The sequence below is a fragment of the Mycoplana sp. MJR14 genome (genome assembly GCF_029210525.1).
Classification (GTDB): Bacteria; Pseudomonadota; Alphaproteobacteria; order Rhizobiales; family Rhizobiaceae; genus Mycoplana.
Map to the genome: position 1 here is coordinate 261869 of NZ_JARGEO010000002.1, position 11336 is coordinate 273204.

Consider the following 11336-nt stretch of genomic DNA (forward strand, 5'->3'; position numbering starts at 1 on the left):
CCCGCCCGCCCCGCGCCGGCTGCTTTCTGCGCCGGCCGTTCCGTGCTATTTTTCATCATGACGTCCGAAGATCTGGTCCAGATGGCGCTGGCGATGCCGGGCGCGGAGGAAAGTGCCCATTTCGGCAAGCGCGACTTCCGGGTGGGCGGGCGCATCTTCCTCGCCCTGCCGGAGCCCGGGCGCGCCGTCATCAAGCTGACGCGCGGCCAGCAGGCGATGCTGACGGAGACGGAGCCGGGCCTGTGCGCCGCCGTGCCCGGCGGCTGGGGCCACAAGGGCTGGACGTCGGTCTATTTCGCCGCCGCCGAAGCCGATACGGTGCACCACATGGTCGAGATCGCCTGGGGCAACGTGGCGCCGAGGCCGGCCCCCGGCAGTGAAACCGGAACCGACCGGGGCGGAAAGGGCACGACGCATTGAAAACGGCCGCCGGGAGCGGCAACCTTTGGCGAACAACCGCCGCCTTCCTCAAAAAATGACTTTCTTTCTGTCGCCGGATGACTAGAAGTTCGATCCGAGCCGCCGGACCGCCGGTACTTTTCTTTCGACCGCTGCTTGCGGAACCAGACCAGACGATGGAACTCACATGCGGATAGTGATGATTGGCGCCGGCTATGTCGGCCTTGTTTCGGGTGTTTGCTTTGCGGACTTCGGCCATGACGTCGTCTGCGTCGACAACGTGGCCGAGAAGATCGAGGCGCTGCGCAAGGGCGACATCCCGATCTACGAGCCGGGCTTGCAGGAACTCGTCAAGTCGAACGTCGAGGCCGGCCGGCTGAACTTCACCACCGATCTGGAGCAGGCGGTCGCCTGGGCCGACGTCGTCTTCATCGCCGTCGGCACGCCGTCGCGCCGCGGCGACGGCCATGCCGACCTCACCTATGTCTATGCCGCCGCCCGCCAGATCGCCAAGGCCGTCGACGGCTACACCGTCATCGTCACCAAGTCGACCGTGCCGGTCGGCACCGGCGACGAGGTCGAGAACATCATCCGCGAGACCAATCCGAACGCCGATTTCTCGGTCGTCTCCAATCCGGAATTCCTGCGCGAGGGTGCGGCGATCGGCGACTTCAAGCGTCCGGACCGCATCGTCGTCGGCACCGACGAGCCGCGCGCCATCGAAGTCATGACCGAGGTCTACCGGCCGCTGCACCTGAACGAGGGACCGCTGTTCTTCTGCGAGCGCCGCACCTCGGAACTCATCAAGTACGCCGCCAACGCCTTCCTCGCCATGAAGATCACCTTCATCAACGAGATCGCCGACCTCTGCGAGCGCCTCGGCGCCGACGTGCAGAAGGTCGCCAAGGGCATCGGCTACGACAAGCGCATCGGCGACAAGTTCCTGCATGCCGGCCCCGGCTACGGCGGCTCGTGCTTCCCCAAGGACACGCTGGCGCTGGTCAAGACCGCGTCCGACGCCGACAGCCCGATGCGGCTGATCGAGACCACCGTCGCCATCAACGACAACCGCAAGCGCGCCATGGCCCGCAAGGTCATCGCCGCCTGCGGCGGCTCGGTGCGCGGCAAGAAGATCGCCGTCCTCGGCCTGACCTTCAAGCCGAACACCGACGACCTGCGCGACGCCCCGGCGCTCACCATCATCCAGGCGCTGCAGGATCACGGCGCGCAGATCGCAGCCTTCGATCCCGAGGGCATGGAGGGCGCCCGCGCGCTGCTCTCCGACGTCGAGTTCGGCGCCGATCCTTACGCGATCGCAGCCGGCGCCGAGGCGATCGTGCTCGTCACCGAGTGGGACGAGTTCCGCGCGCTCGATTTCCGCAAGCTGCATTCCACCATGAAGGCGCCCAATCTGATCGACCTGCGCAACGTCTACCCGCCGCAGGAAGTGCGGCGCTACGGCTTCGAATATGTCGGCATCGGCCGGAGCGGCGACAGGATCTGAGGCATGCGCTATTTCATCACCGGCGCGGCCGGCTTCATCGGCTTCCACCTTGCCCGGCGCCTGCTGGAGCAAGGTCACGAGGTCGTCGGCCTGGACGGTATGACCCCCTATTACGACGTTGCCCTGAAAGAGGCGCGCAATGCCGGGCTGGTGCAGTTCCCGGCCTACCGCTTCCACAAGGTGATGCTCGAGGACCAGGCCGGCGTGCGCCGGGCGCTGGAGAGTGCCGCGCCGGACGTCATCGTGCATCTGGCCGCCCAGGCCGGCGTGCGCTACAGCCTGGAGGAGCCGAAGTCCTACGTCGAGTCCAACATCCTCGGCACCTGGAACATCCTCGAGGCGGCGCGCGCGGTCAGGCCGCGCCACCTGATGCTCGCCTCCTCCTCCTCCGTCTACGGCGCCAGCGACACGATCCCCTTCCGCGAGGGTGACCGCACCGACGAGCCGCTGACGATCTACGGCGCCAGCAAGAAGGCGATGGAGGTGATGGCGCACAGCTACGCCCATCTCTACGACCTGCCGACCACCACCTTCCGCTTCTTCACAGTCTACGGCTCCTGGGGCCGGCCGGACATGGCGCTGTTCAAGTTCACCCGCGCCATCCTCGACAATGAGGAGATCGAGCTCTACGGCGAGGGCCGGATGAGCCGCGACTTCACCTATATCGAGGACCTCGTCGAAGCGATGATGAAGCTGTCGGCGGTGGCGCCCTCCGAGGAGAACCGCGTGGCGTCGCCCGCCGGCCTCGACACGCTCTCCCGCCAGGCGCCCTTCCGGATCGTCAACATCGGCGGCGGCAACCCGGTCGGGCTCACCGATTTCGTCTCCACGCTGGAAACGGCACTCGGAAAGAAGGCGAAGACGAAGCTCTTGCCGATGCAGCCCGGCGAGGCGCCGCGCACCTTCGCCAGCCCCGACCTGCTCTTCGCGCTCACGGGCTACAAGCCGGCGACACCGCTTGCCACCGGCGTGAAGGACTTCGTCGACTGGTACGCCGACTACTACCACCCGGCCACGCATTCCGCCCGCCGTTCCTGACGGACCTCCGCCGCCGACGTCGCGCACTGGATTCAGAGAGCGCAGGCCCCAAGGCATGCACGATTTGAATCATGCTTGGCCGCGGAGGATCCGTCCTTCCGTCCACGCCTCAACGGCTCGGGCAACGTCCGCCCAACGCAGTCGGCCTTTCAGCCGCGCCGCGCCGCCTCGATTGCCGCGACGTCGATCTTGCGCATGGTCATCATTGCCTCGAAGGCGCGCTTGGCCTCGCCGCCGCCGGCCGCAAGCGCCTCGGTCAGGACGCGCGGCGTGATCTGCCAGGACACGCCCCATTTGTCCTTGCACCAGCCGCAGTCGCTTTCCCGGCCGCCGTTGCCGACGATCGCGTTCCAGTAGCGGTCGGTCTCCTCCTGGTCGTCGGTGGCAATCTGGAACGAAAAGGCCTCGTTGTGCTGGAAGGCGGCGCCACCGTTGAGGCCGATGCAGGGAATGCCCGCGACCATGAACTCCACCACCAGCACGTCGCCCTGCTGCCCGGACGGATAGTCTCCCGGCGCCCGGATCACCGCGCCCACGGCGCTGTCGGGAAAGGTCGCCGCATAGAAGCGCGCGGCATCCTCGGCGTCCTTGTTGTACCACAGGCAGATCGTGTTCTTCGCCATCGCAGGGTCCTCCGCGCTCACCTCTTTCCGGTGACATAAGGCTCGCTCCACCTTTCTCCAGCCCGCAAGGCCAGTTTCGTCTCGGCGGGCGCGCCCTTCTTGCGCCATCAGGATCGCCGCGCGGCCTCCCGACACCGCCCGCCGCTTCCGCAAGCAGCCAAGACCCCGTATCGGCGACTCAGCGTCAACGATATGCACCCTTTCGCGCGACCGCGTGGCTTGCTATCGCTTCATTGCGGCAGCACGGATCGCCGCCGGACTTCATCTCGCCACCGACGCCGGGACCGAACCGGAAACCCCGCAGGACCGACCATGCATCAGGCCATCGCGGCGCTTTCCTCCGAACGGTTCCTGCAGCGGCTCAGGCTCGGCGCCGGCCTCGTCATGCTCGTCTTCGTGGCGATGCATCTCTTCAATCATGCGCTGCTGCTCGTCTCGCTCGACACAGCCGAGCGGACCGGCCGGCTGTTCGCCCTTCTCTGGCGCAACCCCGCCGGCACGCTGCTGCTCTTCGGCGCCCTTTTCGTCCATGTCGCGCTGGTGCTGCGCTCGCTCTACCGGCGGCGGACGCTGCGCATGCCGGCACGCGAGGCGGCGCAGACCGCGCTCGGCCTGCTGATCCCCTTCCTGATCATCGAGCACGTCGTCCCGGCACGGCTGTCGCAGCCGCTGTTCGGCATCGTCGTCGACTACCGCATGGTCGTGCGCAGCCTGTGGGTGGTCAATCCGCTCTCGGGCCTGCGCCAGTCGGTCGCCCTCCTGGTGATCTGGGCGCATGGCTGCATCGGCGTCTATTTCTGGCTGCGCTTCCGCAGCTGGTATGCGAGCGCCTCCCCCTACCTTCTCGCCGTCGCGGTTCTCGTGCCGGTGCTGGCGCTGCTCGGCTTCGCCGACACCGGCCGCATGCTGGCGCACATGGCAGACACCGCGCCGCAGATGGATCCGGCCCAGGCGCAGGCGCTCGGCGCGCGGCGGCCGCCGATCGACCAGGCCGCCGTCACCGAGACGATGGGCCGGATCAAGCTCGGCTTCTATCTCGCCTTTGCCGGCGCGATCGCGCTCGTGCTCACAGCGCGCCGCCTCAGGACGCTGGCCGAGCGGGCGTCGCAGATCACCATCCGCTATTCCAACGGCGCGCTCGTCCGCGCCCCCCGCGGCCTCAGCCTGCTGGAGGCCAGCCGCCAGGGCGGCGTGCCGCACTATTCGGTCTGCGGCGGCAGGGGACGCTGCTCCACCTGCCGCGTACGCATCCTGCAAACCGCATCCCCCCTGCCCCCGCCCGGTTCGATCGAGGCGGCCACGCTCATGCGCATCCATGCCGACGGCGACGTCCGGCTCGGCTGCCAGCTGCATCCGCAAGGCGATGTCAGCGTGGCGCTGCTGATGGCGCCCAACCCGGACACGGCCCTGCCGGTCGCGACGGAACCGGTCCGGCCCGGCCGCGAGGAGGAGATCGCCGTTCTCTTCTGCGATCTCCGCAACTTCACCGACCTGTCGGAGGCGCGCCTACCCTATGACGTGGTGTTCCTGCTGAACCGCTACTTCGCCATCGTCGGCCAGGCTGTGGAACAGGCCGGCGGCCGGCTCGACAAGTTCATCGGCGACGGCGCCATGGCGCTGTTCGGGCTCGGCGGCGGCCGCGACCAGGGAGACCGGGACAAGGGAGACCGGGACCGGGCAGGCGGCGATGAGGGAAGCCGCGACCGGGGCGCCCGCCAGGCGCTTGCCGCCGCCGCCGCCATCGTGCGCGACATCGCCCATCTGAATACCGAACTGGGGCAGGATTTCGCCGTCCGCCTCCGGGTCGCCGTCGGCGTCCATGCCGGCCCGAGCGTCGTCGGTGTGATGGGCTACGGCACTACCAAGAACCTGACCGCGGTCGGCGACACGGTCAACGTCGCAAGCCGGCTGGAGACGACCGCCAAGGAGCACGACGTCGCCATCGCCGTCTCCGAGCGCGCGCTCGCCCGGTCCGGCGTTGCGACCGACGGCCTCCGCCACGACGAAATCGCGATCCGCGGCCGCACCGCGCCGCTGCGCGTCTACCTGATCTCCGAGGAGGAGAGCCGGCGCTTCGTCCTCGAGGCGGAGAAGGCGTAAGCGGCGGCCCGCGCGACGGCCGCCTTCGCCCTTCCGGCAGGATGCGGCCCGGCGGGAGGGCGCCGGCATCCCGCCCTCCCCGCATTCGCCGACGCCGAACCGTTTCGGCTCCGGCAACCGTACGCCCTCAGTGCGGCGCGGGCTGGATGTGCTGGATCGGGTTGCCGTCGACGGCGATCGCCTCGGCGTTCTGCAGCTTCTTGATGTCGTCCTGCGACAGCTGCGGCCGGTCCACCGTCAGCGTCAGCCGGTTGAGCTTCGCCGTCAGGGCGAACGGCGGCTGGTAGTCGGCGTCGTTGACGCCGGTCAGCGTGTCCGAGCCGATGTCGAAGCTCTCGTCCCATTGCAGGATCATCGGCAGGGTCTGCTTCATCTCCTGCGTATCGACCGCCGTGCCATCCACCTTCAAGACACCGGTCCCCGACCGGCCGAGGCCGCTCATGTCGTTGAAGGCAAGGGTGCCCACGCCGAGGCCGTCATATTTGAAGTCGAACTCCAGCGTATGGCGTCCGGGCGCCAGCACCGGTCCCTCCCAGCGGACGCGCTTCAGGTCGACGAGGTTCCACAGGAACACCGGCCTGCCCTTCAGGAGATAGAAGCCGTAGCCCGCGAAGCGGCCGCCCGAGGTGAGGATCATCCCCTCCCCGCCGCCGTCCGGCACCTCGATGTCGGCGGTGATCGTGTAGGAGGCGTTGAGGATCGCCGGCGAATCGCCCTGCGGCAGCCCCACCATCGGCACGGTGTAGGTGAACTCGGTCCGCCCCGCGGTGATGTTCGGCCGCGGCGCGACGATGCGCGCGCCGACCGAGGCATCCATCGGAAAGACCTGGTATTTCCTCGCCTCCGCGACGAAGGCCTGCTTCATCTGCGCGACCTTGTCGGGGTTCTTGTCGGCGACGTTCTGCGACTGGCTGAAGTCCGTCGTCAGGTCGTAGAGTTCGAGCACCTGGTTGTTCAGCGGGTCGGTGTTGGCCGGGCCGAAGGCCTCCCAGGGGGCGCGGTTCACCTTGGTGCTCAACAGCCAGCCGTCGTCGTAGAGCGCCCACTGGCCGAGCATCTCGAAGTACTGGGTCTTGTGGCGGGAGGGTGCGGCGGCGTTCTGCGCATCGAAGGTGTAGGCGAGGCTGGTGCCCTCGATCGGCGCCTGCTTGATGCCGTCCACCATGTCCGGGGCCGCAATCCCGGTCACCTCCAGGATCGTCGGCACGATGTCGATGAAATGGGCGAACTGCTGGCGCAGGCCGCCCTTGTCGGTGATGCGGGCCGGCCAGGAGATCGCCATGTTCTGGCGGATGCCGCCGAGCCGCGAGGCATTCTGCTTGAACCATGTGAACGGCGTGTCGAAGGCCCAGGACCAGCCGGCGGACATGTGGTTGTAGGTCTGCTCCGTGCCCCAGGCGTCGTACCACTGCATCTGCACCGCGGTCGGCATCTTGTTGATGCCGTTGAAGAATGCGACCTCGTTGGGGGTGCCGAGCGGGCCGCCCTCCGCACTCGTCCCGTTGTCGCCGTTGATGTAGATGATCAGCGTGTCGTCCAGCTTGCCCATGTCCTCGATCGCCTGCACGACGCGGCCGATCTCGTGGTCGCTGTAGGCGGCATAGGCGGCGAAGACCTCGGCCTGCCGGATGAAGAGCTTCCGGTCCTCTTCCGACACGTCGTCCCAGTTCGGCAGGATGCCGGTCGGCCAGGGCTCGAGCTGCGTGCCTTCGGGAACGACGCCGAGCTTCTTCTGGTTGGCGAAGATCGTCTCGCGCAGCTTGTTCCAGCCCGCGTCGAAGAGGTGCATGGCGCTGATTTTGTCGACCCATTCCCTCGTCGGGTGATGCGGCGCATGGGTGGCGCCGGGGGCGTACTTCACGAAGAACGGCTTGTCCGGCACCGTCTGGTTCAGGCGGTTGAGATAGGCGATCGCGTCGTCGGCCATGCCGGTGACGAGGTTCCAGCCGGGATCGCCCTCGAACGGGTAGATCTGGGTGGTGTTGCGGTAGAGGTTCGGCTGCCACTGGTTGGCGTCGCCGCCGACGAAACCGTAGAAATATTCGAACCCCATGCCGAGCGGCCACTGGTCGAAGGGACCGACGGAGCTCGCCGAAAAGGCCGGCGTGTTGTGGTCCTTGCCGAACCAGGCCGTCGCATAGCCATTCTCCAGCAGCGTCCGGCCGATCGTCGCCTTGTCCTTGGCGATGATGCTGTTGTAGCCGGGAAAGCCCGTCGCCTGCTCGGAGATCACGCCGAAGCCGGCCGAATGATGGTTGCGGCCGGTGATCAGCGCCGCCCGCGACGGCGAGCAGAGCGCGGTCGAATGGATGTTGTTGTAGCGCAGGCCGTCTCTCGCGATGCGATCCATCGTCGGCGTCGGAATGACGCCGCCGAAGGTGCTGGGCACGCCGAAGCCGGCATCGTCGGTGATGATCAGAAGAATGTTCGGCGCACCGCGGGGCGGCACGATGCGCGGCGCCCACCACGCCTTCGAGGTCAGGGCGTCATCCTCAATGAGGCCGCCGAACGGCGGATCGGCGGGCGGCAGTTGCGCCCCGTCGATCGTCGTGGTGGCCGCGGGCGAGCCCGGCGTACCGGATGTCTGGATTTCCGCCGCGCCGGCCGAACTCGTCAAAGAGAACAGGGCCAGGCCCAGCGCACATGCGATATGCCCGTGCAATCGGTCGCGCATCGTCCATCTCCCCTTGGAATATTCCACGGAAACGCCCAGCCGGCGGCAAAATAGCCGCCACCGCCGATGCCCGTAAATTGCGGCGGTGTATGATACCCGAATCTACGGTTGCCCCGGGTCGCGGCCGGAAACGCCGTCCCCGGGGCCGTGCGCGCCGGACGTTCCGGTTCGTCCCCGTCTGTACCGCGCCACACTTCTGTGGTCTGTGACCACCGATTCCACATGCGAGGTACCCCATGATTCGCCCACAAACGCTTCTCCTCCCGATGATCGGGCTGCTGAGCCTGTCGCTTGCCGGCTGCGAGACCTCCGGCCCCTCCGGCGGCTACTACGACGGCGGCTACCATGGCGGGAGCTACTACGACGGCGGCTATTACGAGACGAGCCGGCCGCGCTACCGGGTGGTGGAGCCGCGCTACGACCGCGACCGCCACGACTACCGCGACCGCGGCGACGACCGGTACGACCAGCGGATATCGGACCGCGAAAGAAACAGGGAGCGGGAGCGGGAGCGGGACTGGGATCGGGACCGCAGCCGCGACAACGATCGCGACAGGGACCGGGATCGGGACAGGGATCGCGACAGGGACCGCGACAATGACCGGAACCGCGACCGCGACAATGACCGGGATCGCGACCGGCAGCAGAACGTCGACAAGCGCCCGCAGCGCAACGACCGGCCCGACGACCGCAAGCCGCCGTCACGCGACAGCGACAGCCGCCCGTCGCAGCGCGTCTGCGAGCGGGACAACAGCTGCCGGTAGCGCGAACAGGCCGCAGGCGGGGCGTCGTCCGGGCGCCCCGGCTCAGACTTTCCGATAGAGAAAATACCGCTCCCGCGGCACGCTTTCGGGCACCTCGAGCGGCTGCAGCGTCGGCTCGTCGAGCGGCAGGCCGCTGACGGCGATGCCGCCGCTCGCCAGCATGCCCGAGACCATCTGCGGCAGCCAGGTCAGCGTCAGCGCGTCCTTCTCCGGGTAGCCGGTGCCGATATCGGCGTGCACCAGCGCCGCCGTCCCGGTCTGGAAGGCCCGGCCGGTCTCGCAGATCTCGCCCAGCACCAGGTCGTTCGCCTCGGGCACGGAGGAGGCATGCGCGCCGCAGGCGCGGTCGAAGGCGACGATGCGGCGGTCGGGGAAATGTTCGCGCAGGTGGTCGAAGGTGCGGCCGTTGCCGAGCCCGATCTCCATGATCGGCCCGTCGGCGGGCAGCTCCATCCGCGCGCAGATGTGGTTGAGGACGTCGCGCTGGGCCGTCAGGCGGCGGATGAAGCTGTCGAGACGGCTCATCGGTTTTCCTTGCTCTTCTGGCTAGGGTCAGGACATATTAAATTCAGCCATTCTGTTCGGCTCCATGGGATTGGATGGAAGGGAGCAAGCGCAAGGCAAGGCTTTTAGCCTTGTCGAGCATTGCTTCCGATCAGGCGGCCCATGGAGCCGAACCCTCCGGGCGAGACGGATTTCGCGCCTGGACGGCGTCGGAAAGATTTGAAAATGATGAGCATTTCCTGCACCTTTCCTTCTAGCCAGACGCGAAATCCGTCTCGCAGAATGGATGAATTTAATAGGTCCTGACCCTAGGCCTTGACGATGTTGTCGCCGTCGATGCCGCGGCGGGCAAAGGCGTTGCGGGTGTCGACGACGAGCGGCGTCCAGCCGGCGAGTGCGGCATAGTCGATCGCGTCGTGGTCGGTGGAGACCAGCACCGCGTCGTAGCCGCGCACGGTCTGCTCGTCGAGCGGCACCGAGCGGCGGCCCTTCAGCGCCATGTATTCGCGGGTGCGCGGCACTTCGGCGACATAGGGGTCGTGATAGTCCACCGTCCCGTTGCGCTCCAGGATCAGCTCGATCAGCTTCAGGGACGGGCTCTCGCGGATGTCGGGCACGTTCTTCTTGTAGGCGAGCCCGATGACGAGGACGCGCGAGCGGCTCAGCGCCTTGCCGAGCCGCATGTCGAGGGCTTCGGCGAGCCGCCCGACCACATGGCGCGGCATCGCCGCGTTGATCTCGCCGGCGAGCTCGATGAAGCGGGTCGGCAGTTCGAACTCGCGCGATTTCCAGGTGAGGTAGAACGGATCGATCGGGATGCAGTGGCCGCCGAGACCGGGGCCGGGATAGAAGGGCATGTAGCCGAACGGCTTGGTCTTGGCCGCGTCGACCACCTCCCAGATGTCGATGCCCATCGCGTCGTAGAGCACCTTCAGCTCGTTGACGAGGGCGATGTTGACGGCGCGGAAGACGTTTTCGGTGAGCTTCACCGCCTCGGCGGTCGCATTCGAGGAGACCGGCACCACCGCCTTCACCACCGCCCCGTAGAAGGCCTGCATCAGCGCCGAGGCCGCCTCGCCCGCGCCCGCCACCACCTTCGGGATCGTCGCGGTGTCGAAGTCGCGGTTGCCGGGATCCTCGCGCTCGGGCGAGAAGCCCAGGAAGAAGTCGGTGCCGGAGCGCAGTCCGCCGCGCTCCAGGATCGGCCGCACCAGTTCGTCCGTCGTCCCCGGCCAGGTGGTCGATTCCAGCACGACGAGCTGCCCCGGCCGCAGCGTCGCGGCCACGGCCTCGGCGGTGCGCACCACGTAAGACATGTCCGGCTCGCGCTGCTTCGTCAGCGGCGTGGGCACGCAGATCACGATCACGTCGCAGCCGGCGAGCCTTGCGAAGTCGGTGGTGGAACGGAACCGCCCCGCCTCGCTCTCCGCCTTCAGCGCCGCATCGGGCACCGCGTCGATGTAGGAGGCGTGGGCGTCGAGGGCCACGATCTTCGCGGGGTCGATGTCGAAGCCGGTGACGTCAAAACCGTTTCGCGCAATCGTGATCGCCAGCGGCAGGCCGACATAGCCGAGCCCGATCACCCCGGCGCGCGCGCGCCTTTCGGTGATCGCCGCCAGCAGGCTCTCGGCGGAAGAAGAAAGCAAGGTCAATGCGTTGTACCCTTTCGGTCGTGTCTGCGACAATTGGGCGGAAATCGCCGCGTCGTCAAGGCGAGCGGGCGGGCGGCT

9 protein-coding genes are annotated in these 11336 nt (G+C 67.6%); 5 read left to right on the plus strand and 4 right to left on the minus strand.

Features of this window, described 5'->3' with window-relative positions:
• Positions 1–57: 57 nt before the first annotated feature.
• The 3 genes from P0086_RS05525 to P0086_RS05535 all read left to right on the plus strand — a co-directional run bounded on the left by P0086_RS05525 (position 58) and on the right by P0086_RS05535 (position 2941).
• Positions 58–420 carry an MmcQ/YjbR family DNA-binding protein gene (locus tag P0086_RS05525; RefSeq protein WP_148192797.1) on the plus strand — a complete coding sequence of 121 codons (363 nt, stop codon included), beginning with the start codon at positions 58–60 and terminating at the stop codon, positions 418–420.
• Between the two features lie 166 nt (positions 421–586).
• Positions 587–1903 (plus strand): UDP-glucose/GDP-mannose dehydrogenase family protein, encoded by a 1317-nt coding sequence (locus tag P0086_RS05530; protein WP_112600172.1) that lies wholly within the window; start codon positions 587–589, stop codon positions 1901–1903.
• A 3-nt stretch (positions 1904–1906) separates the two neighbouring features.
• Positions 1907–2941: an NAD-dependent epimerase/dehydratase family protein gene (locus tag P0086_RS05535; protein ID WP_275783363.1), complete on the plus strand. Its 1035-nt coding sequence runs from the start codon at positions 1907–1909 to the stop codon at positions 2939–2941.
• Positions 2942–3090: 149 nt separating this feature from the next.
• Here P0086_RS05535 and P0086_RS05540 read toward each other — a convergent pair whose 3' ends face one another.
• Positions 3091–3564 (minus strand): VOC family protein, encoded by a 474-nt coding sequence (locus P0086_RS05540; RefSeq protein ID WP_275783366.1) that lies wholly within the window; start codon positions 3562–3564, stop codon positions 3091–3093.
• Positions 3565–3876: 312 nt separating this feature from the next.
• Here P0086_RS05540 and P0086_RS05545 point away from each other — a divergent pair, with 312 nt between their 5' ends.
• A complete protein-coding gene (locus P0086_RS05545; protein WP_275783368.1) occupies positions 3877–5664 on the plus strand; it encodes an adenylate/guanylate cyclase domain-containing protein in 1788 nt (595 codons plus the stop codon).
• 127 nt (positions 5665–5791) lie between these two features.
• Here P0086_RS05545 and P0086_RS05550 read toward each other — a convergent pair whose 3' ends face one another.
• Positions 5792–8338, minus strand: a complete 2547-nt coding sequence (locus P0086_RS05550) for an arylsulfatase (protein WP_275783371.1) — start codon at positions 8336–8338, stop codon at positions 5792–5794.
• Positions 8339–8574: 236 nt separating this feature from the next.
• Between P0086_RS05550 and P0086_RS05555 the strand changes: the two genes are divergently transcribed.
• Entirely contained in the window at positions 8575–9102 is a 528-nt protein-coding gene (locus P0086_RS05555) for a hypothetical protein (protein ID WP_275783374.1), read from the plus strand.
• A 42-nt stretch (positions 9103–9144) separates the two neighbouring features.
• On the opposite strand, the gene P0086_RS05560 is transcribed toward P0086_RS05555, so the two are convergent.
• Positions 9145–9627 (minus strand): class I SAM-dependent methyltransferase, encoded by a 483-nt coding sequence (locus P0086_RS05560; protein ID WP_275783377.1) that lies wholly within the window; start codon positions 9625–9627, stop codon positions 9145–9147.
• Between the two features lie 287 nt (positions 9628–9914).
• Positions 9915–11252 (minus strand): nucleotide sugar dehydrogenase, encoded by a 1338-nt coding sequence (locus tag P0086_RS05565; RefSeq protein ID WP_275784411.1) that lies wholly within the window; start codon positions 11250–11252, stop codon positions 9915–9917.
• Positions 11253–11336 lie beyond the last annotated feature (84 nt).